Source organism: Extensimonas soli, assembly GCF_029211265.1.
Classification (GTDB): domain Bacteria; phylum Pseudomonadota; class Gammaproteobacteria; order Burkholderiales; family Burkholderiaceae_C; genus Extensimonas; species Extensimonas soli.
On sequence record NZ_JARGEL010000023.1, the window covers coordinates 60,800 to 81,525 of the forward strand.

The 20,726-nt window shown below is 67.4% G+C and carries 15 protein-coding genes; 7 read left to right on the forward strand and 8 right to left on the reverse strand.

Translation table 11 applies throughout. From position 1 onward, the window contains the following. Positions 1–123: 123 nt before the first annotated feature. Positions 124–1,077 (reverse strand): NAD(P)H-dependent flavin oxidoreductase, encoded by a 954-nt coding sequence (locus tag PYV55_RS10475; protein ID WP_275850820.1) that lies wholly within the window; start codon positions 1,075–1,077, stop codon positions 124–126. 302 nt (positions 1,078–1,379) lie between these two features. Here PYV55_RS10475 and PYV55_RS10480 point away from each other — a divergent pair, with 302 nt between their 5' ends. From PYV55_RS10480 to PYV55_RS10490, 3 genes are read left to right on the forward strand one after another with little or no spacing between them, the layout of a single operon-like run. Beyond that, entirely contained in the window at positions 1,380–4,598 is a 3,219-nt protein-coding gene (locus PYV55_RS10480) for an efflux RND transporter permease subunit (RefSeq protein WP_275850822.1), read from the forward strand. Positions 4,599–4,601: 3 nt separating this feature from the next. Further along, positions 4,602–5,849: an efflux RND transporter periplasmic adaptor subunit gene (locus tag PYV55_RS10485; RefSeq protein WP_275850824.1), complete on the forward strand. Its 1,248-nt coding sequence runs from the start codon at positions 4,602–4,604 to the stop codon at positions 5,847–5,849. Then, complete coding sequence (locus PYV55_RS10490; protein ID WP_275850826.1) at positions 5,846–7,396, forward strand: efflux transporter outer membrane subunit; 1,551 nt, start codon at positions 5,846–5,848, stop codon at positions 7,394–7,396. The genes PYV55_RS10485 and PYV55_RS10490 overlap by 4 nt, the downstream gene beginning before the upstream one ends. A gap of 56 nt (positions 7,397–7,452) precedes the next feature. On the opposite strand, the gene PYV55_RS10495 is transcribed toward PYV55_RS10490, so the two are convergent. Further along, entirely contained in the window at positions 7,453–8,373 is a 921-nt protein-coding gene (locus tag PYV55_RS10495) for an alpha/beta fold hydrolase (protein ID WP_275850828.1), read from the reverse strand. A 118-nt stretch (positions 8,374–8,491) separates the two neighbouring features. Here PYV55_RS10495 and PYV55_RS10500 point away from each other — a divergent pair, with 118 nt between their 5' ends. Beyond that, entirely contained in the window at positions 8,492–9,553 is a 1,062-nt protein-coding gene (locus PYV55_RS10500) for an aldo/keto reductase (RefSeq protein WP_275850830.1), read from the forward strand. Positions 9,554–9,680: 127 nt separating this feature from the next. After that, a complete protein-coding gene (locus PYV55_RS10505; protein WP_275850832.1) occupies positions 9,681–10,175 on the forward strand; it encodes an aminoacyl-tRNA deacylase in 495 nt (164 codons plus the stop codon). Positions 10,176–10,276: 101 nt separating this feature from the next. Here PYV55_RS10505 and PYV55_RS10510 read toward each other — a convergent pair whose 3' ends face one another. From PYV55_RS10510 to panB, 6 genes are all read right to left on the reverse strand, one after another. Beyond that, complete coding sequence (locus PYV55_RS10510; protein WP_275850834.1) at positions 10,277–11,812, reverse strand: efflux transporter outer membrane subunit; 1,536 nt, start codon at positions 11,810–11,812, stop codon at positions 10,277–10,279. Continuing rightward, complete coding sequence (locus tag PYV55_RS10515; RefSeq protein WP_275850836.1) at positions 11,809–13,062, reverse strand: HlyD family secretion protein; 1,254 nt, start codon at positions 13,060–13,062, stop codon at positions 11,809–11,811. The genes PYV55_RS10510 and PYV55_RS10515 overlap by 4 nt, the downstream gene beginning before the upstream one ends. A gap of 49 nt (positions 13,063–13,111) precedes the next feature. After that, the gene (locus PYV55_RS10520; protein ID WP_275850838.1) at positions 13,112–14,755 is read right to left on the reverse strand and encodes an MFS transporter; all 1,644 of its coding nucleotides are present in this window, start codon (positions 14,753–14,755) and stop codon (positions 13,112–13,114) included. Between the two features lie 188 nt (positions 14,756–14,943). Next, complete coding sequence (locus tag PYV55_RS10525; RefSeq protein WP_275850840.1) at positions 14,944–16,560, reverse strand: MFS transporter; 1,617 nt, start codon at positions 16,558–16,560, stop codon at positions 14,944–14,946. Positions 16,561–16,751: 191 nt separating this feature from the next. Then, positions 16,752–17,609 carry a pantoate--beta-alanine ligase gene (gene panC, locus PYV55_RS10530; protein ID WP_275850843.1) on the reverse strand — a complete coding sequence of 286 codons (858 nt, stop codon included), beginning with the start codon at positions 17,607–17,609 and terminating at the stop codon, positions 16,752–16,754. 94 nt (positions 17,610–17,703) lie between these two features. Continuing rightward, positions 17,704–18,597 carry a 3-methyl-2-oxobutanoate hydroxymethyltransferase gene (gene panB, locus PYV55_RS10535; protein WP_275850846.1) on the reverse strand — a complete coding sequence of 298 codons (894 nt, stop codon included), beginning with the start codon at positions 18,595–18,597 and terminating at the stop codon, positions 17,704–17,706. Positions 18,598–18,671: 74 nt separating this feature from the next. On the opposite strand from panB, the gene nadC reads away from it, so the two are divergent. Together nadC and nadA are read left to right on the forward strand one after the other, a co-directional pair. Further along, positions 18,672–19,556, forward strand: a complete 885-nt coding sequence (gene nadC, locus PYV55_RS10540) for a carboxylating nicotinate-nucleotide diphosphorylase (protein WP_275850850.1) — start codon at positions 18,672–18,674, stop codon at positions 19,554–19,556. Next, on the forward strand, positions 19,553–20,701 hold the full coding sequence (nadA, locus tag PYV55_RS10545) for a quinolinate synthase NadA (protein WP_275850853.1): 1,149 nt from the start codon (positions 19,553–19,555) through the stop codon (positions 20,699–20,701). Before nadC ends, nadA begins: the two co-directional genes overlap by 4 nt. The last annotated feature ends 25 nt before the right edge of the window (positions 20,702–20,726 follow it).

A 20,726-nucleotide genomic window follows, 5' to 3' on the forward strand; every position in this document is an offset into this window, starting at 1 on the left:
AAAGCGGGTTTTCTTCCGGTAAAAGACGCAGGCGAAAAAAGCCACTAATGCAAGCGTGGCCTGCGCTTGGTGCTCGCAAAATGGGGGCTGCGAGTGGCCATGCCGGCCGTTTGCCGCGCGCGGCTAGCCTGCCTGCGACCACTCTTGCGCAAGCTCCTCGACCAGCTCCTGCACCGACTGCACCGCGTGCACGCCCGAGACGCTGTGCCCGGCGCTCCAGATGTCGCGCCAGCGGCGCGGGCCGGCGCTGTGGTTGCCGTGGGCGCTGCCGCCGAACATCTGGTCTGCGGTGCTGGGCGTCACGGTTTCGTCGAGCCGGGCCGGGTCCAGCCCCATGCGCACGATGGAGTCGATCAGCATGTTCGTGGGCAGGCCGCTGAAGGCGCGCGTGAGCAGCACTTCGTCCAGGGTGGAAGTGACGAGCATCTGCCGGTAGGCTTCGTCGGCCATGCTCTCGTGCGTGGCGATGAAGCGTGTGCCCATCGAGGCCAGGTCGCAGCCCAGCACCTGCGCCGCGCGCAGCGCCACGCCGTCGCTGATGCCGCCGGCGAGCACCAGCGGGCCGTCGTATTCGGCACGCAGTGCGCGCACGAAGGCAAAGGGGTTGAGCCAGCCGGTCTGCCCGCCCGCGCCCGCCGTGAGCAGCACCAGCCCGTCGGCGCCGGCCGCGATGGCTTTGCGCGCGTGCGCGAGCGTGGCCACGTCGGCCAGTACCAGGCAGCCGATGCCGTGCAGCGCATCGACCACGGGTGCGGGCGAGCCCACGCTGGTGATGACGACTTCCACGCCATGTCGCAGCACGCAGGCGAGGTCTTGGGCGAGCCGCGGCGAGCGCATGATCAGGTTCGGGCAGGGCGGCGCGGCGTCTGGGTGTGCGGCGAGGCGCGCGCGGATTTCAGCCAGCCAGGCGTCGAGCTCTGCGGGGCTGCGCGCGTTCACCGTCGGAAAGGCGCCGATCACGCCGCTGCGGCACGCCGCGACGACGAGCTCTATGCCCGACACCTGCAGCATGGGCGCGGCAATCACGGGCAGGCGCAGACGGCGCGCGATGTGTGCGGGCAGGCGGGAAGAGGACATGCGGGCGTTCCTTTTTTGGCGCGTGTGGTCGGGGCTGGTGGCGATGGTGGATACGGGATGGCGAGAAGCTATCAAAAATGATAGCTAACGGCGGTCACCCAATAAGCACAAAAGCCAGTTTTTGCTGCAAATCATGGGGCGCGTGTGCAGCCCCGGGCTGCGTGCATTGTGCAATGCCCAGGATGCGCACTCGGATAGGCGATAACCCGCACACGCTTGCAAATGTTTGCACCTATCATGGCCCCGCGCTCCCCCCAAAAGGGAGCGTGTCTTTTTTCCTTTCCCCTCGTTCCTGCCATCCCATGGTTTCGATCGCCCTGCGCCGGCCCTACACCTTCATCGTCATGGCGATGCTGATCGTGCTGGCCACCCCCTTCGTGCTGCTGAAGATGGCGACCGACATCTTCCCGGAAATCAATATTCCGGTGATCAGCATCATCTGGAACTACACCGGCCTCGCCCCCGACGAAATGGGCCAGCGCATCACGGCCCAGAGCGAGCGCTCGCTCACGACCTTGGTCAGCGACATCGAGCACATCGATTCGACTTCGCTCTCGGGCGTGTCGGTGATCAAGATGTTTTTCCAGCCCACGGCGAACATCCAGGCCGGCCTCGCGCAGACCACGGCCGCCGTGCAGACGCTGCTCAAGCAGTTGCCGCCGGGCATCACGCCGCCGCTCGTGATCAAGTATTCGGCTTCGAGCATTCCGGTCATCCAGCTTGCGCTCTCCAGCCCCACGATGCCCGAGAACCGCCTGTTCGACGCCACCGTGAACCAGCTGCGCCCACAGCTCGTGACGATTCCGGGCACGGCGATTCCTTTTCCCTATGGCGGCAAGACGCGGCTGATTTCGGTCGATCTGGACATCCCGGCGCTGCAGGCGCGCGGCCTGGCGCCCAGCGACGTGGTCAACGCCGTGAATTCGCAGAACCTGATCCTGCCCTCGGGCACGGCCAAGATCGGTGCAACCGAATACAACGTGGCGATGAACAGTTCGCCCAGCGTGATCGAGGGGCTCAACGACCTGCCCGTGCGCACCATCAACGGCGCCACGACGTATTTGCGCGACGTGGCGCAGGTGCGCGACGGCTTCTCGCCGCAGACCAACATCGTGCGCCAGGACGGCGTGCGCGGCGTGCTGCTATCCATCCTCAAAAACGGTGGCGCCTCGACCATAGACATCGTGAACAACCTGCGCGCCATGCTGCCCCTGGCCGTGCAGAGCATGCCGACCGACATCAAGGTGACGCCGCTGTTCGACCAGTCGGTGTTCGTCAAGGCCGCCGTCAAGGGCGTGGTGTTCGAGGCGCTGCTCGCGGTGGCGCTCACCGCGGCCATGGTGCTGGTGTTTCTGGGCAACTGGCGCAGCACGCTGATCATTGCGCTCACGATTCCGCTGTCCATCCTCGCGTCGATTTTGCTGCTCTACGTGCTCGGTGAGACGCTCAACCTCATGACGCTGGGCGGGCTCGCGCTCTCGGTGGGGATTTTGGTGGACCAGGCCATCGTCACCATCGAAAACATCGAGCGCCACGTGGGCCTGGGCAAATCCCTGCACGACGCGATCATGGACGGCGCAGGCGAGATCGGCTCGGCCGCGCTCGTGTCCACGCTGTGCATCTGCATCGTGTTCGTGCCGCTGTTTTTCCTCTCGGGCGTGGCGCGCTACCTGTTCACGCCCATGGCCGAGGCCGTGGTGTTTGCCATGCTGGCTTCGTACCTGCTCTCGCGCACGCTGGTGCCCACGCTCGTCATGCTGATGATGCAGGGGCATGCCGGTCACGCGCCGCACGGTGACGAGGCGGCCGGCGCAGGCCAGCACGCGAGCCTGCTGCAGCGCGTGTACCGCGCGTTCGACAGCCGCTTCGAGCACGTGCGCCGCGCGTATGCGCTCGTGCTCTCGTCGCTGCTCGCGCACCGCGGGCGCTTCATCGTGCTGTTTCTGGGCTTTTGCGTGCTTTCGTGCGCGCTGTTTCCGTTTTTGGGGCGCGACTTTTTCCCTTCCGTGGATGCGGGGCAGATCCGCCTGCACATGCGTGCGCCCACGGGCACGCGCATCGAAGAAACCGCGCGCCTGGCCGACGCGGTCGAGGCCGAAATCCGCCGCATGATTCCGCCCGCCGAGCTCGAAACCATCCTCGACAACCTCGGCGTGCCCAACAGCGGCATCAACCTCTCGTACAGCAATTCGGGCGTGATCGGCACCATCGATGCCGAGCTGCTCATGGCGCTGAAGGAAGGCCACCGGCCCACGCAGGAATACGTCACGCGGCTGCGTGCCGAGCTGCCCAAGCGCTTTCCGGGCGTGGAGTTCTTTTTCCAGCCCGCGGACATCGTCACGCAGATTTTGAATTTCGGCCTGCCCGCAGCGATAGACATCCAGTTCAGCGGCAACGACATGGCAGGCAATGCGCAGCTGGCGGCCGGCCTGGTCAAGGAGATTCGCAAAATCCCCGGCGCGGTCGATGCCCACGTGCACCAGCGCCTGGATGCGCCCGCGCTCAGGCTGCAGATGGACCGCTCGCGCTTGCAGCAAGTGGGCTTCACGGCGGCGAACGTGGGGCAGAACGTGCTGATCGCGCTCTCGGGCAGCTCGCAGACCGCGCCCGCGTTCTGGCTCAACCCCAAAAACGGCGTGGTCTATAACCTCGCGGTGCAGGCGCCGCAGTACCAGATCGGCTCGCTCGACGCGCTGCTCAACGTGCCCGTGAACACCGGCGGCAACACGCCGCAGCTGCTCGGCAACCTCGTCGACGTGCGGCCCGCGCGCCAGCCCGCGGTGGTGTCGCACTACAACATCGCGCCCGTGATCGACGTGTTCGTGAGTGTGCAGGGCACCGACCTGGCCAGCGTGGCCGTGCAGGTGCAAAAACTCGTCGATGCCGCGCGGCCCAAGCTTGCGCGCGGCAACCAGGTGCAAACGCGCGGTCAGGTGCAGACCATGCAGTCCTCGTTCCTCGGCCTGGGCGTGGGGCTGGCAATGGCGATCGTGCTCGTGTATCTGCTCATCGTCGTGACCTTCCAGGCCTGGCTCGACGCGGCGATCATCATCACCGCGCTGCCCGCGGCGCTTGCGGGCATCGCCTGGATGCTGTTCATTACCGGCACCACGCTCAGCGTGCCGGCGCTCACGGGCGCCATCATGACCATGGGCGTGGCCACGGCCAACAGCATCTTGCTGGTGTCGTTCGCGCGCGACCGGCTGCTTGCGGGCATACCGCCGCTGTCGGCCGCCCTCGAAGCGGGCGCCACGCGCATCCGGCCGGTGCTCATGACGGCGCTGGCCATGATCATCGGCATGATCCCCATGGCGCTGGGCCTGGGCGAAGGCGCCGAGCAGAACGCGCCGCTCGGGCGCGCCGTGATCGGCGGCCTGCTGCTGGCCACCGTGTCCACCCTGTTTTTCGTGCCCGCGGTGTTCGCCGCCGTGCACGGCTGGCGCGCCAAGCGCGCCGGGCATGGCCAAGACCACGGCACGGGCCCCGCAGCGCCGCCGCCCACCACCGCACAAGAAAGCTGAAACATGACCGAACAACGCCACGCGGCAATGGCCATCCACCCGCTCGAAACCGATGGCACAGGCCACCACGATTTGCTCCAGCGCCAGCAGATGGTGCGGCGCACGCGCTCGATCATGGTGGTCGTCGCCGTGCTGCTGCTGATCGGCGCGGCGCGCACGCTGTACCAGCGCCACGCCAACGGCAGCGCGCTCGAAAAAGTCGCGGCCGAGCAGTCCACGCAGTACGTGCTGACCACCACGCCCACTTTGCCGCAAAAGGGCCAGACGCTGACGCTGCCGGGCACCTTGCAAGGCTACGTGCAGGCCTCGATCGCCGCGCGCGTGAGCGGCTACCTCAAGCGCTGGACGCACGACATCGGCAGCCGCGTCAAGCAGGGCGAGCTGCTCGCCGAAATCGAGACCCCTGAAATCGACCAGCAGCTCGCACAGGCCATCGCCGCGCGCGAGCAGGCCGCCGCGAGCCTCGCGCTTGCGCGCAGCACCGCGCAGCGCTGGGAGGCCCTGCGCCAGAAAGACGTGGTCGCGCAGCAAGACCTCGAGGAGCGTCGCAACGCCGTCGCCACGGCCACGGCCAACCTCGCAGCCGCCGAGGCCAACGTGCAGCGCCTGCGCCAGACCGAGGGCTTCAAGCGCGTGCTGGCGCCATTTGCGGGTGTGGTCACGCGGCGCAATGTCGATGTGGGCGACTTGATCGACGCCGGTGCCGGCCGCGTGCTCTTCACCATGGCGCAGACCGACCCGCTGCGCATCTACGTCAACGTGCCGCAGTCCTACGCCAACCGCATCCAGCCGGGCCAGCCCGTCAGCGTCACGCAGGCCGAGCTGCAGGGCAAAAAGTTCGAGGGCAAGGTCGCGCGCACCGCGGGCGCGATCGACACGGCCACGCGCCAGATGCAGGTTGAAATCGCCTTGCCCAATCCTGACGGCAGTCTGCTGCCGGGCGCCTACGTGCAGGTCGAAGTGCCGCTGCCGCCGAGCAAAATGCTCAGCGTGCCCGAAAACGCGTTGTTGTTTCGCGCCGAAGGCACGCGCGTAGCCAGCGTCGATGCGCACGGCAAGGTGCACCTGCAGCCCGTCACGCTGGGGCGCAACTATGGCGGCAGCATCGAGGTGCTGAGCGGCTTGCAAGGCAACGAGCAGCTTGTGCTCAACCCCTCGGACGCGCTCGCCGAGGGCGACACCGTGACCATCGCGCCACCCAAGGCGGATGCCTCGCAAGGCGCCAAACCGAGCCAAAAGGAGCCGGCATGAGGGGCGCGCAAACGCTGCCCGGGACGCGCTCGGGGCGTCTGCGCAGCCTGCGCCTGGGCGTGCTCGCTTGCACCTGCGCCGCACTCGCGGCCTGCGCCGTGGGGCCCGACTACCGCAAACCCGACGTCACCGTGCCCGTGCGCTGGAAAGTCGAGGCGCCCTGGCGCGAGGCGCAGCCCGGCGACGCGCTCGACAAAGGCCCGTGGTGGAAACATTTTGGCGACGCGGAGCTCGACGCGCTCGAAGACCAGGCGCTCGCGAGCAACCCCACGCTCGCGCTGGCCGCAGCGCGGCTCGCGCAGGCGCGCGCGCTCGTGGGGGTGAATTCGGCCGCGCTGTATCCGCAGGTGGGCCTGACGGCACGCGACGCGCGCCAGCGCATCTCGGCCAACCGGCCTTTGACCAATTACAACAGCCCCAACTACGCGACCACACAAAACGACTACCTGCTGCAGTTCAACGCGAGCTACGAGGCCGACCTGTTCGGCCGCGTGCAGCGCGCCGTCGAAGGCGCGCAGGCGGCGGCGCAGCAGTCCGAGGCCGACTTGCGCAACACGCGCCTGCTGCTCACGGCCGACCTCGCGAGCAACTATTTCAACCTGCGCGCGACCGACATCGAGCTCGACGTGGTGCGGCGCTCGATCGACTGGCAGCGCCGCGCGCTCGACTTCGTCAGCGCACGCCACGACCTCGGCGCCGTTCCCGGCATTGACGTGGCGCAGCAGCGCGCGCTGCTCGAGAGCACGCTCACCCAGGTCGATTTGCTGCAAAAGCAGCGCGCGCAGTACGAGCACGCCGTTGCCGCGCTGATCGGCCAGCCCGCGCCCAATTTCTCCATCGCCCCGGCGGTGCAGCCCATCGCCCCGCCCGCCGTGCCGCTGGGCCTGCCTTCGGACGTGCTCGAGCGCCGCCCTGACGTCGCCGCGGCCGAGCGCGCCATGGCCGCGGCGAATGCGCAGATCGGCGTCGCCAAGGCGGCGTTCTTCCCCAGCGTCACGCTGGGCGCGGCATTTGGCGTGGACAGCCGGCGCAGCGCCGCGCTGTTCGACGCGCCCAGCATGCTGTGGTCGCTGGGCGTGACGGCCGTACAGACCGTGTTCGACGGCGGGCGCACGCGCGCCAACGTCGATTTCGCGCAGGCCGGCTACGAGGCCACGGTGGCGAGCTACCGCCGCGTGGTGCTCGCGGCGATGCAAGAGGTCGAAGACGGCATCACCGGCCTGTCGGCGCTCGAGCGCGCGAGCACCCAGGCGCAAAGCGCCGTCGATGCGGCACGCCAGGTGCGCACCATGGCCGCCTACCGCTACGAGGGCGGCGCCAGCACCTTCCTCGACGTGATCACGGCCCAGCAATCCCTGCTTGGCGCCGAGCGCCAGCTTGCCCAGGTGCAAGGCCAGCGCCTGCAGACGGCGGTGTTCCTGGTCAAGGCGCTGGGCGGCGACTGGTGCGCGCCGCAGGCGCAGGATTCGTCGGTGCAGGGTTTGCAGGCGGCTTGCGTGTTCACTGCCGTGGCTGCCGAAGCGGGCAAAGAAAACACCGCTCCATGATGATAAAAATAATAGCTTCTTACGCAGACTGGTAGGGCTTTAATCGCCTTTTTCGCTTATAAAACGAATTGCTCGATCAACCGCGCCACGGCCTCGGGCTGGTCGTGGTGCAGCATGTGGCCCGCGTCCGGCACCACCATGCGGCGGCAGTCGCGCACATGGCGCAGGCGCGCGTGGAATTCTTCCAGCGTGTAGGTGTCGCCCGACCACTTGCGCAAGCCGTTGTCGCTTGCCTCGACCACCAAAGTGGGCGCGCTGATCGCGGCGTAAAGCGCCAGCACCTCCTCCAGGCGCGAGCGGTAGGCGCCCACCACCTTGTGCGCCGGGTCGCCCAGAATGCGCCAGCGCCCGTCTTCACCCGGCTGCGCCCAGTGGCGCGCGAGCCACTCGGCCTTGTCGGGGGCCAGGCGCGGGTTGGTCTTGGCCAGGCGCTGCGCCACGCCCTCGGGCCCGTCATAGCTTTGCAGCGCCATCTTGCCCTGGTGCAGCAGCTTGAGCTCGTCCATCCACTGCGCACAGTGGGCCGGCGCCGTGCGCGGGTCGGTCGCGGGCATGCCGAAGCCTTCGAGGTCGATCAGGCGCCGAATGCGCGCCGGGCGCGCGCCCGCGTAGTGCATGGCCACGTTGCCACCCATGCTGTGCCCCACCAGGTCCACGGGCCTATCCCCCGCAAAATGCTCGAGCAGAAAGTCCAGGTCGGCCAGGTAATCGACGAACAGATAGTGGTCGCACGGCGCAGGCGGCTTGCTCAGGCCAAAGCCGCGCCAGTCGGGCGCGATGATGGTGCGCGCGCGCAAAAAATCGGGCCCAAACGCATCGACCACGAACTGGTACGAAGCCGCCACGTCCATCCAGCCGTGCAGCAGCACCAGCGGCGGCGCTTGCGCATCGGCGCCGTCGCCCCAGAGGCGCACGTGGTAGTCGAGGGTACGAATGCGCACGAAGGCGCTGCGGGAGGGACGGGCGACTTGGTACATGGGGGGATTATTTCGAGTTCATGCGCCGGCGGGTGTCAAACAGGCAACAGCGCGGGGCGCCCATGGCATGGGCCATTCCTTACACTTGGCGTCCTTTTCGTTTGCTGAATTTTTCCCCATGAACACCATCCCCCTCGGCCAAAGCGATCTGCGCGTCACCCCCATTTGCCTGGGCACCATGACTTTCGGCGAGCAGGTGAATGAGGCCGATGCGCATGTCATCCTCGACCGGGCGCTCGAGCGCGGCGTGAACTTCATCGATACGGCCGAGATGTACGCCGTGCCCGCGCGTGCCGAGACCTACGGCGCGACCGAGTCCATCATCGGGCGCTGGTTCGCCCGACAGCAGGGCTTGCGCCAGAAGGTGGTGCTTGCGACCAAGGTGGCCGGCCCTTCGCGCGGCATGCCCTGGATTCGGGAAGGCAAGGGGCTGACGGCGGCGGACATCGTGGCCTCGTGCGAGGGCAGTCTGCGGCGCCTGCGCACCGACGTGATCGACCTCTACCAGATTCACTGGCCCGAGCGCCACGTGCCCGCGTTCGGCACCATGTATTACGACCCGGCGAAGGAAACTTCGCAGACGCCGATCCGCGTGCAGCTCGAAGCGCTCGCGGGCCTGGTGCGCGCGGGCAAGGTGCGCCACATCGGCTTGTCGAACGAGACGCCCTACGGCGTGCACGAGTTCGTGCGCTTGGCCGAGGAGCACGGCTTGCCGCGCGTGGCCACGGTGCAGAACCCGTATTGCCTGCTCAACCGCACCTGGGAAAACGGGCTCGACGAAACCTGCCACCGCCTGGGCGTGTCGCTGCTTGCGTATTCGCCGCTCGCCTTCGGTTTGCTCACGGGAAAGTACGACGCCGGCGGCACCACGGGGCCGCAGGCGCCGCAGGGTGCGCGCATTGCCAGCTACGAGTCGGTGCGCAAGCAGCGCTGGGGGCGCCCCGAGGCGCTGCAGGCCGCGCGCCGCTACAACGCGCTGGCGCGTGCGCATGGCCTCACGCCCACGCGCATGGCGCTGGCGTTTTGCTACACCAAGTGGCAGGTGGCAAGCACCATCATCGGCGTGACCTCGCGTGCGCAGCTTGACGAAGACCTGGACGCCTGGGGCACCACGCTGGCACCCGAGCTGCTGCAGGAGATCGACGCGATCCGCTGGGAACTGCGCGATCCGGCGCTTTGACTTTGACACGACTTACGCAAATCGGGGTGAGGCAAGGCGCTCGCCCCCTGGCAAAACACTCTGCAGCATCCTTGTTTGCGTAAGTCCAGTTTGAATATGAGAGCGTCTCCCGCCCGCGCATAGCCCCATGGCCAAGAAAGCCGCACATATTTCGGAAACGCCGGCCACCGCGTTCTTGCGCACGCATGGGGTGCCGTTCAGCGAGCATGCGTACGACTATGCCCCGCACGGCGGGGCCCTGCACAGTGCGCAGGTGTTGGGGCTCGATCCGTTCATGGTGGTCAAGACGCTGGTGATGCAGGACCAGGACGCGCGGCCGCTGGTCGTGCTCATGCACGGCAACCGCACGGTCAGCACCAAGCAGCTCGCGCGCCAGATCGGCGCCAAGGCGGTCGAGCCTTGTGATCCACAGGTCGCGCAACGCCACAGCGGCTACCTCGTGGGCGGCACTTCGCCGTTTGGCACGCGCCGGCAGATGCCGGTGTATGTCGAGCAAAGCATTCTCGATTTGCCGCGCATCGTGCTCAACGGCGGGCGGCGCGGCTACCTCGTGGGCATCGAACCGCAGGTGTGCGTGCGCCTGCTCGGGGCCACGCCGGTGCATTGCGCTTTGGCTGAATAGCTCGCCGGCTGGCGGCGAGCGTGCGGGCCAAAGCAGCCCAAGGCGGAGGACTCAAGTTCGCAGGCCGCAAGTGCACGAGCCAAGGTGCCGCCTTGGCTGCATCAGTTCAGGGCTGGGCCCGTCTTGGCAGCTGTAGGCACCGGGGTTTCCGACATTGCGCCTTCGCGCGGTTTGCGTGCGACCTTGGCCTCGCCCCAGCCGCCACCCAGAGCGCGGTACAGGTCCACATACGACGTGAGCAGCGTGGTGCGCGTCTGCACCACGGCCTGCTGCGCTGCGTAATTGGTGCGCTGGGCGTCGAGCTCTTCGAGGTAGCTCGCATAGCCGTTGCGGTAGCGGTTGCGCACCACGCGCAGGGCTTCGGTCGAGGCCTGTTCACGCGCTTCGGTCTGCACCAGCTGGCGCTGCAGGGCGTCGATGGAGGCGAGCGCGTTTTCGACTTCGGCCAAGGCGTTGCGCACTGATTGTTCGTAGGCGAACACCGCCTGGTCGCGCTGCGCCGCGGCGACTTCGGTGCCGGCGCGCAGGCGGTTGCCTTGCAACACGGGCGTGAGGATGCTGCCGCCTATGCTCCAAAGCCGATAGGGCGCGTTGAACAGCTGGTCCCAGCTGAGGCCCTGCAAGGTGCCCGCAGCCGTGAGCTGCAGCGACGGCAGCAGCTGGTCGCGCGCGGCGGCGAGGTTGGCGTCGGCGGACACCACGCGCTGCTCGGCCTGGGCGATGTCGGGGCGGCGGCGCAGCAGTTCGGACGGCACACCGCTGTCGACGGCGGGCAGGTGCAGCGCGGTCAGCTCGGCGCCGCGCGCCACATCGCCGGGGTTTTCGCCGAGCAGCAGGTGCAGCGCGTTTTCCTGCAAGGCAACCGAGCGCTCGAGCGCGGGCACGGCGGCGGCAGCGGCAAGGTAGTCCGACTGGAACTGGATCCATTCGGCGCGCGAGTTGTAGCCCATGTCGAGCAGGTGCTTGGCGCGGTCGAGAGACTCCTTGCGTGTGGCCAGGGTCACTTTGGCGATGTGCAGCTGCGCATCGAGGCTGCGCAGGTTCAGGTAGCCGCTCGCGGCCAGCGCGGCCACCGACAGCGCGGCGGCGTCCAGCGCGTCCTGCTGGCCTTGCAGGTCGGCGAGCGCGGCGTCGCTCAGGCTTTGCAGCCGGCCCCAGAGATCGACTTCGTAGCTGGCCTGGATGCCGACCTGGTGCACGGTGGTGTCGGCAAAGCTGCCGCTGGGCGTGCGCGCGCGGCTGCGCAGCACGGGCTGGGCGCTGCCGCTCACGGCGGGCGCCTGGGCCGAGCGCGCGATGTCCAGCCGCGCCTGGTATTCGGCCACACGCGCACGCGCCACGCGCAGGTCGGTGTTTTGCGCCAAGGCGCGCGCCACCACGTCGTTGAGCACCGGGTCGCCAAACGCTTGCCACCACTGCGCAGACACTTGTGCCGTGGCCGCGCCTGCCGCCGCAGGGCTTGCTGCGCCCGTGGTGTTGGGCGCGCGCCAGCCGCCGGGCATGTGCAGCGTCGATGGCGGCGCCGGCTGCGGCGGCAGGGTGCAACCGGCGAGCAGCAGGGCGCACAGCAGACCCGAAGCAAGATGCTGTGCCGATGCGAAAGGCTGCCCCGCTGCGGTCCAGGCGGGGCGACTCATGGCTTTTGCTCCACCGGCGTCGCGGATGGCGCTGTGGGTTGCGTTGTGGGTTGCGTTGTGGGTTGCGCTGCGCTGCCGGCCGGCTTTTGGGGCTGGGCTGCCGTGTCGATGCTCACCACCACGGACATGCCGGGGCGCAGGCGCTCGGCCAGCGGCTGGTCGGGGGCTATGGCGATGCGCACGGGAATGCGCTGCGCGATCTTCACGAAATTGCCCGTGGCGTTGTCGGGCGGCAATACGCTGAACTCCGAGCCCGCTGCGGGCGAGATGCGCTCGACGTGCCCGTTGATGCGCGTATGGTTGAGCGCATCGACGGTGAACCACGCCGGCTGGCCCACGGCGACGTTGGCCATCTGCGTTTCCTTCATATTGGCGATGACCCACAAGGTGTGCGGCACGAGCGCGGTGAGCTGCGTGCCCGCCGTGACATAGGCTCCCACGCGCACCGTCACCTGGCCCAGACGGCCGTCGCGCGGGGCGCGGATTTCGGTGTTGGCAAGGTCTATGCGTGCGAGCTGCAGCGCCGCCTGTGCGTTCGCGACGGCCGCTTCGAGTGCGGCGCGGTTGACTTCCACGGTGCGCAAATTTTCCTGCGCGATGCGCTGCGCGGCGTCGGCCTGCGTCACGCCCGCCATGGCCTGGGCGTGCGCGGCGAAGGTCTGGTCGCGCTCGCGTTCCGAAAGCGATCCGTCGGCCACCAGGGTCTTGATGCGGCGCCAGTCGGCGTCGGCCTTGAGTGCCTGGGCATGCGCGCTTTGCACCCCGGCCTTGGCTTGGGCGATGGCGGCCTCGGCGCTGCGGCGCTGCTGCTGGGCGTTGGCAAGCGCCGCCTTGGCCGTGGCGACTTGCGCCTCACCCTGCGCGACGCGCTGGCGGTAGATGCGGTCGTCGATCTTCACGAGCAGCTCGCCATGGTGCACGGTCTGAAAGTCCTGCACTGGCACATCCACCACGTAGCCGCTCACCTGCGGGCTGATCAGGGTGACCTGGCCGCGCACCTGGGCGTTTTCAGTGCTTTCGATGGGGGTGGTGAAGGGCGGCAGGCTCCAGGCGTAGAGCACCACCAGCACGCCCGCGAGGGCGATGAGTGCAAACACAAAGGCCATGATCAGGCGCTTGCGGTTTTCTGCAGGCGTGACCGGCGTGGATGGGCTGGGTGGGACGGCCGGTGGTGGTGCGGCAGGGGCGGCCGGAGCGGCTGCCGTGGGCGCAGTGGCTGCAGTGGGGGGAGAGGAGGGCGAATTGCTCATGGTTGTTGTGTGCAAGTGATTTTGGAGCCGAGCAGGAAAAATGTGGGAATCAGCGGGCCGCAGCAGCAGCCGGCACGGCCTTGGGCTTGTTCAGGCGCAGCCACAGCGCTTGCGCCAATACGAAGAACAGCACGAGTGCGGCAATGGCTGCGACGAGCAGGAAGAGGTCGTTGTAGGCGCGCACGTGGGCCTCGCGCGTGGCCGCTGCGGCCAGGCTGGCCATGCCCTGCACATTGTTCAGCACCGGATCGGTGGTGGTGTGGCTGTAGAGGCTGCTGCCCTGGTGGATGCGTGCGACGACTTGCGGCTCCAGCAGGCTCAGGTGCTCGACGATGTGGCTCGAATGGAATTTTTCGCGCCAGGTCTGGAAGGTGCCGAGCATGGCCGAGCCGAGCAGGCCGCCGACGTTCTGGCTGATGCCGAACAGCACGATGAAGCTGATCAGGTTGCGCGGCTGGGCAAGGATGCTGCCGATCTCGAGAAACATCACGGGCGCCAGAAACCAGGTGCCGCCAAAGGCCAGCAGGAACTGGCTCAGCACCATTTGCGCGGGCCGTGTGAGGTTGGTTGCCTGGGAGTCCATCCAGGCACCCACAATGATCATGAGCAGCGACAGCACCACGGGCAGCATCAGGCGTTGTGGATTGAGCGTCAGGGTGCATACCACGATGCCTGCCACCGTGCCGGCGAACATCGCATAAAACATGGGCTGCATGTGCTCCACGCCCAGCCCCATGGCCTGCATCAGCCCGACGGCGCCCGTGGTCGATTGCTCGGCGAGCACGAAGCGCACGAGGGCCATCAGCAAACCCATGCGCAGCATGCCGGGGCTGACCCACCAGCGCAGGTTGATGAGCGGGTTGGCGCGGTGGTGCTCGTAGTAGATGGCCGTGGCCACGAGGGCAATGCCGCCCGCCAGGGCCCAGCCTATCCAGGGCGTGTCAAACCACCACAGTGTGCGGCCCAGCGATAGCACCGCGCACAGCAGCGCCATGCCGGGGGCAAACAGCACGAAGGTGATGAAGTCGGCCTTTTCAAAGGTTTTGACGCGGTCGCCGGGCGGCAGCTTGAGCAGCAGCACACAGCCCAGCGAGATCAGCGACAAGCCGAGCTCGAACAAATACAGCCCGCGCCACTCCGAAAACTCCAGCATTTCCACAGGCAGGATGCGCGCGAGCGGCAGCGCCAGCGCCGTCAGGCTCACGCCGTAGGCCATGCCGCGCATGCGCCAGGCCGGCGGAAAACCCTGCAAGGTGTAGTAGATGCCCAGCGAACTGAGCGCCGCACCCGTCATGCCGTGGGCCGCACGCACGGCCAGGGCCGAGCCCAGATCGTTGGCAAACAGGTGGCCGAAGGTGATCAGGGCATAAAGTACGAGAAAAACCTCGGTGAACAGGCGCAGGCCGAATTCCTGGCGGAATTTGACGAGCAGCAGGTTCATGGACACGTTGGTCATCACGTAGGCGGCGGGCAACCAGGCGATTTCCGCCGTGAAAACGCCCAAGGCGCCTTGCAGATTCTGCTGGTTGGCCGTGACGAGCGCATTGCTCAGGCCGCCCGTGAGCGTGATGATGAAGCCGACGACGGCGTAGGCCAGGCGTTTTGGGGGCGAATGCAGCGGCGTCGAGGGCGAGCCGGGCATCATGGGCCGTTCGTGCGGCAGCCATTGGCGGGGGGCGAAAGGATTTTTCATGGAGACGCGAAAGCCAGGTGCGGCCATGCCTCCTCGACATCCCTCCCGGAGCATGGGGCCACAGAATCAAACGATAAAAATGCGCAAACCAAAGATTGTTGCACAGACAATCTTTGTCATGTGCGCAAATGCGAGGACTTGCATGGCGAAAGCGACAAGCCCGCCCAGTCTGCCGGCGGGCGACGGCGCTACTGCGATGTCTGCGTCAGGCGCTTGTGGAGGGCCTGGGCAAGCAAAAATGCCAGCGTGGCTGCGGCAATGGCCGCCACGAGCATGAACACGTCGTTGTAGGCCAGCACGTTGGCTTCGCGCGTGGCGGCAGCGGCGAGCGCATTGGCACCTTGGGCGTTGTCCAGTGCGGGGTCGGTGATGACGCGCTTGTAAGCCGCCGCGCCTTGCTGCAGGCGGGCCGCGACTTGCGGCTCCAGCGCGCTCAGGTGCTCGACGATGTGGCTAGAGTGGAATTTTTCGCGCCAGGTCTGGAAGGTGCCCAGCAGGGCCGAGCCGAAAAGCCCCCCCATGTTCTGGCTGATGCTGAACAGCACGGAAAAGCTCACCAGGTTGCGCGGTTCGGTGCGCACCGCGCCAAGCTCCTGCAGCATGGCCGGCGCCAGAAACAGTGCGCCGCCGAACGCGAGCAAAAACTGGCTGGTTTCCATTTCATAGGGGCGGGTGAGGTTGCTGGCATGCGCGTCCATCAGCGCGCCCACCATGATCATGGTCAGCGCGATGATGATGGGCGCGCTCAGGTGCTCGCGCTGGAGCGTGAGCGCGCTGGTGACGACGCCCGCGAGCGTGCCCAGCAGCATCGCCATGAACATGGGGTGCATCTGCTCCAGGCTCAGGCCCATGGCCTGCATCAGGCCCACGGCGCCCGTGGTCGATTGCTCCGAGAGCCCGAAGCGCACCATGACCACGAGCATGGCCAGCCGGATCATGTTGCTGCTGCCCCACCAGCCCACATTGATCAAGGGGTTGCGGCGCAAGTGCTCGATGATCAAGGCCGCCGTCAGCAAGACGATGGCGCCCGCGAGCGCCCAGCCCAGCCACGGCGTCTCGAACCACCACAGGGTGCGCCCAAGAGACAGCACGCCGCACAGCAGCGCCATGCCCGACGCGAACAGGACGAAGGTGAGAAAGTCGAGCTTCTCATACACCTTGTACTGGTCGCCGGGCGGCAGCTTGAGCAGCAGCACGCAGCCCAGGCAGATCAGCGACAGCCCCATCTCGAACAGGTACAGGCCGCGCCATTCGGCAAACGACAGCAGCTCGAACGGCAGAATGCGCGCCAGCGGCAGCGCTAGCGAGGACATGCCCAAGGCCAGTGCCAGGCCACGTATGCGATGCGCACCAGGAAAGGCCTGCATGGTGTAGTACATGCCCAGCGAGCTGAGCGCTGCACCCGTCATGCCATGGGCGGCGCGCACGGCCAGGGCCGAGCTCAGATCGTTGACGAACAAGTGTCCGAAAGCCACCAGGGCGTAGAGCACGAGAAATATCTCGGTGAAAAGCCGCAGGCCGAATTCCTGGCGAAACTTGACCAGCAGCAGGTTCATCGACACGTTGGTCATGACGTAGGCCGCGGGCAACCAGGCAATTTCTGTGGTGTAGGCGCCAAGCGCGCCTTGCAGGTAGGGTTGGTAGGCCGTGACGAGCGCGTTGCTCATGCCTGCCGTGACGGCGATCAGGCAGCCCACGATGCCGTAGGCCAGTCGCAGATGCGGCGGATGCGCCGGCGTGGAGGGCGAGCCGGGCATCGCCGGCCGCTCTTCGGGCCGCCATTCGTGCGGAGCGTAAGGGATCATGGGTGGAGAACCGAGGCGCGGCAATCGGGTGCTGCGTGCGGGTCTGTGCGCCTGTCGGACGACAAGCTTCTTGCCACCGCGCCTGTGCAAAAGCAGTGCAAAAAATTCTAGCCCTTTCGGGAGAATGCTGCTTGTGCGCTGCGCTTTTGTCCTGCCGAGCTGCGGGCCACCACTGCGCGGCCGCCGTTGCGTCAGAACTCGAGGTTGTCGATCAGCCGCGTGCCGCCCAGGCGTGCGGCACCGAGCGCGACGAGCGTGCCTGGTGCGTCCTCGGCCGTGGCCGCTTGCAGGTCCAAGCGGCGGCGCACCGTCAGGTAGTCGGGCTGCCAGTCGCATACGCGCAGCGCGTCCATGGCCTGTTGTTCGAGCGCAGCGGCGTCGAGCGCATCCGCCGCGCGGGCCGCGCACCAGCGTTCGGCGAGCTCGTGCAGTGCTGCAGCAAGTGCCTTGGCCTCCGTGCGCTCGGCAGGGCCCAGGTAGTTGTTGCGCGAGCTCAGCGCGAGGCCATCCTCGGCCCGGCAGGTCTGGCCTGCATGCACTTCGATGGGTAGCGCGAACTGCCGCACCATCTGGCGGATCACCATGAGCTGCTGGTAGTCCTTCTGACCGAACACGGCCACCCCTGCGCGCTGGCCGAAGAACACCGCGAGGAACAGCTTCATCACCACGGTGCACACGCCCGTGAAAAAGCCCGGGCGAAACTGGCCTTCGAGGATGTCGGCCAGGCGCGGGTCGGGGTGCACCTTGAAGGTCTGCGGCTCGGGGTACATGTCGCTCTCGCGCGGCGCAAAGACGATGTCGCAGCCCGTGGCGCGCAGCTTGTCACAGTCGGCTTCCCAGGTGCGCGGGTAGCTGTCGAAGTCTTCGTGCGGCAAAAACTGCAGGCGGTTCACGAAGATGCTCACCACCGTCACGTCGCCCAGCGGCTTGGCCTGGCGCACGAGCGAAAGATGCCCTTCGTGCAAATTGCCCATGGTGGGCACGAAGGCCGGGCGGCGGTAGGCGGACAGGGCTTGGCGCAGTTCGGGGATGGTGCGGGCGATCAGCATACGAAAAGTGAAAGAGAAGACGGTAGGCGGCGGGCGGACGCAGGAGCAGGTGGCGACAGGATCGGGTGGGGCAGGCGAGAAAACGCAAGCCGCCTTACCACGCGTGCAAGGCATCGTCGGGAAAGCGCCCTTCCTTGACGGCATGCACGTAGGCTTCGATCGCGCCGCGCACGCTGCCCGCGTCCTGCATGAAGTTGTGCACGAACTTGGGCATCTTGCCCAGGTTCATGCCCAGCATGTCGTGCAGCACCAGCACCTGGCCGGCCGTGCCCTTGCCCGCGCCTATGCCTATGGTGTGGCAGTGCTGCAGCTCTTGGGTGATGTCAGCCGCGAGTGCGGCGGGCACCATTTCGAGCACGAGCATGGCCGCGCCGGCTTGTTCGAGCTCGTGCGCGTGCTGGCGCAGCGTGCGCGCGGCGCTGTCGGACTTGCCCTGCACGCGGTAGCCGCCGAGCGCATGCACGGTTTGCGGCGTCAGGCCCAGGTGGCCGCAGACGGGGATGCCGCGCTGCACGAGGAATTCCACCGTCGGCGTGATCCAGCCGCCACCTTCGATTTTGACCATGTGCGCCCCCGCCTGCATCAGCGCGCAGGCGCTGCGCAGCGCCTGTTCGCGGCTTTCGGCGTAGGTGCCGTAGGGCAGGTCGGCCACCAGCCACGAGGTGCCCTGCACGCGGTGCAGCCCGCGCGCCACGCTTTCGGTGTGATAGACCATGGTGTCCAGCGTCACGCCCACGGTGCTCGGCAGCCCCTGGCAGACCATGCCGAGCGAGTCGCCCACGAGGATGCATTCCACGCCCGCAGCGTCGGCCACGGCCGCGAAGGTGGCGTCGTAGGCCGTGAGCATGGTGATTTTTTCGCCCGCGGCGCGCATCTGCGCAAGGCGCGGCAGGCTCACGGGGCGGCGCTGCGGCAGCGGCGAGGCGGGCGGAATGGTGCCGTAGGGCGTGGCGCCGGAAGCGTTGGGCGAGGGTTCGGGTGCGGTCATGGCGGCTCCGAAAGGTGGGGGGAGAAAATTTGGGCGAGAGTCTATGCCAAGCCGAAGCGGCTATGCTTGCCCCCATGACCGGTTCCAACATTTATTCCGACATTGATTTTTCTTCCGCTGCCGCCATGCAGGCACTCGCGCAGGCCGATGTGGCGCGCGCGCTGGCCGAGGACCTGGGGTCGGGCGATCTGACCGCGGCCCTGGTTCCCGCCGAGCGCCGGGCGCATGCGCGCATCCTCGCGCGCGAGGCCGCGGTGGTCTGCGGCGCGCCCTGGGTCGAGGCGGCGTTGCGTGCGCTCGACCCCAGCGTGCAGATCACCTGGCACGTGGCCGAGGGCCAGCGCTGCGCGCCCGATCAGGTCGTGCTCGAGCTGCAGGGCCAGGCGCGCGCGCTGCTCAGCGCCGAGCGCACGGCGCTCAACTTTTTGCAGCTGCTCTCGGCCGTGGCCACCAAGACCGCGCGCTACGTCGAGGCGGTGCAGGGCACGCGCGCGCGCATCGTCGATACGCGCAAGACCTTGCCCGGGCTGCGCCTGGCGCAGAAGTACGCCGTGCGCATGGGCGGCGGCACCAACCACCGCATCGGTTTGTACGACGCCGTGCTCATCAAGGAAAACCACATCGCTGCGGCAGGTGGCGTGCGCGCAGTGCTACAAACAGCGCAGCAATTCGCGGCGCGCGCCAAGTTCATCCAGATCGAGGTCGAAACGCTCGCGCAGTTGCACGAGGCGTTGGAAGTCGGCGCCACCATGGTGCTGCTCGACAATATGGACTTGCCCACGCTGCGCGAGGCCGTGCGCATCAACGCGGGCCGCGCCGTGCTCGAAATCTCGGGCGGCGTCACGCTCGCGAACCTGCGCGAGTTGGCCGAAACCGGCGTGGATCGCATCTCCATAGGCACCTTGACCAAGGACATCGAGGCGATCGACTATTCGATGCGCCTGCAGGAGCTCTCATGACCACCGCATCCGTGATTCCCGTTTCGGCTCCGCTCAAAGAGGTTGAATACGAGCAACCCGTCGATCGCCTCGAAGGCGGGCCGGCGTGCTCGACCCGGCACGCCTGGGCGCGCGTGCCGCCCGAGCCTGGCCCCGCCGAGCGTGCTGCGCTCAAAGACAAAATCCGCCGCCTGCTCCAGGAGCGCAACGCCGTCATGGTGTCGCACTACTACGTGCATCCCGACTTGCAAGACCTGGCCGAGGAGACCGGCGGCATCGTGAGCGACTCGCTCGAAATGGCGCGCTTCGGGCGCGACCACCCGGCGCAGACGCTGGTGGTCTCGGGCGTGCGCTTCATGGGCGAGACGGCCAAAATCCTCTCGCCCGAAAAAACCGTGCTCATGCCCGACCTCGACGCGACCTGCTCGCTAGACCTCGGCTGCCCGATCGACGCATTCAACGCCTTTTGCGACGCGCACCCCGAGCGCACCGTGGTCGTCTATGCCAACACCAGCGCCGCCGTGAAGGCGCGCGCCGACTGGCTCGTCACCTCGAGCTGCGCGCTCGACATCGTGCGTGCGCTCAAGGACCAGGGCCACAAGATCCTCTGGGCGCCCGACCGGCACCTGGGCGACTACATCCGCGCCGAAACCGGCGCCGACATGGTGTTTTGGAACGGCGCCTGCATCGTGCACGACGAGTTCAAGGCCTTCGAGCTCACCGCGCTCAAGAAGGAGCACCCCGGCGCCATGGTGCTCGTGCACCCCGAAAGCCCGGCCGAGGTCATCGCGCTCGCAGACTTCGTGGGCTCGACCTCGGGCATCCTGCGCGCTGCGCGCGAATCCGAAGCGCGCGAATTCATCGTCGCCACCGACAACGGCATGCTGCACAAGCTGCGCACGCTCAACCCCGGCAAGGTGTTTTACGAAGCGCCCACGGCCGGCCGCAGCGCCACCTGCAAGAGCTGTGCGCATTGCCCCTGGATGGCGATGAACAGCCTGGCCGGCGTTGCGCAGGTGCTCGAGACGGGCGCAAACGCGGTGCACGTCGATCCCGCGCTGATCCCGCGTGCACGTGTGCCCATAGACCGCATGCTGGCATTCACCGCAGCGCTGCGCCAGGGCGAGCCCGTGATGCGCCTCGTGCCGAGCATAGGCGCGGCTTAAGCGAGCTACTATTTCAGTAGCTTCT

Coding starts and splice junctions, on each gene's coding strand:
- PYV55_RS10475 (WP_275850820.1), bottom strand. CDS start 1,077: ATGTCCTCTTCCCGCCTGCCCGCACACATCGCGCGCCGTCTGCGCCTG.
- PYV55_RS10480 (WP_275850822.1), top strand. CDS start 1,380: ATGGTTTCGATCGCCCTGCGCCGGCCCTACACCTTCATCGTCATGGCG.
- PYV55_RS10485 (WP_275850824.1), top strand. CDS start 4,602: ATGACCGAACAACGCCACGCGGCAATGGCCATCCACCCGCTCGAAACC.
- PYV55_RS10490 (WP_275850826.1), top strand. CDS start 5,846: ATGAGGGGCGCGCAAACGCTGCCCGGGACGCGCTCGGGGCGTCTGCGC.
- PYV55_RS10495 (WP_275850828.1), bottom strand. CDS start 8,373: ATGTACCAAGTCGCCCGTCCCTCCCGCAGCGCCTTCGTGCGCATTCGT.
- PYV55_RS10500 (WP_275850830.1), top strand. CDS start 8,492: ATGAACACCATCCCCCTCGGCCAAAGCGATCTGCGCGTCACCCCCATT.
- PYV55_RS10505 (WP_275850832.1), top strand. CDS start 9,681: ATGGCCAAGAAAGCCGCACATATTTCGGAAACGCCGGCCACCGCGTTC.
- PYV55_RS10510 (WP_275850834.1), bottom strand. CDS start 11,812: ATGAGTCGCCCCGCCTGGACCGCAGCGGGGCAGCCTTTCGCATCGGCA.
- PYV55_RS10515 (WP_275850836.1), bottom strand. CDS start 13,062: ATGAGCAATTCGCCCTCCTCTCCCCCCACTGCAGCCACTGCGCCCACG.
- PYV55_RS10520 (WP_275850838.1), bottom strand. CDS start 14,755: ATGAAAAATCCTTTCGCCCCCCGCCAATGGCTGCCGCACGAACGGCCC.
- PYV55_RS10525 (WP_275850840.1), bottom strand. CDS start 16,560: ATGATCCCTTACGCTCCGCACGAATGGCGGCCCGAAGAGCGGCCGGCG.
- panC (WP_275850843.1), bottom strand. CDS start 17,609: ATGCTGATCGCCCGCACCATCCCCGAACTGCGCCAAGCCCTGTCCGCC.
- panB (WP_275850846.1), bottom strand. CDS start 18,597: ATGACCGCACCCGAACCCTCGCCCAACGCTTCCGGCGCCACGCCCTAC.
- nadC (WP_275850850.1), top strand. CDS start 18,672: ATGACCGGTTCCAACATTTATTCCGACATTGATTTTTCTTCCGCTGCC.
- nadA (WP_275850853.1), top strand. CDS start 19,553: ATGACCACCGCATCCGTGATTCCCGTTTCGGCTCCGCTCAAAGAGGTT.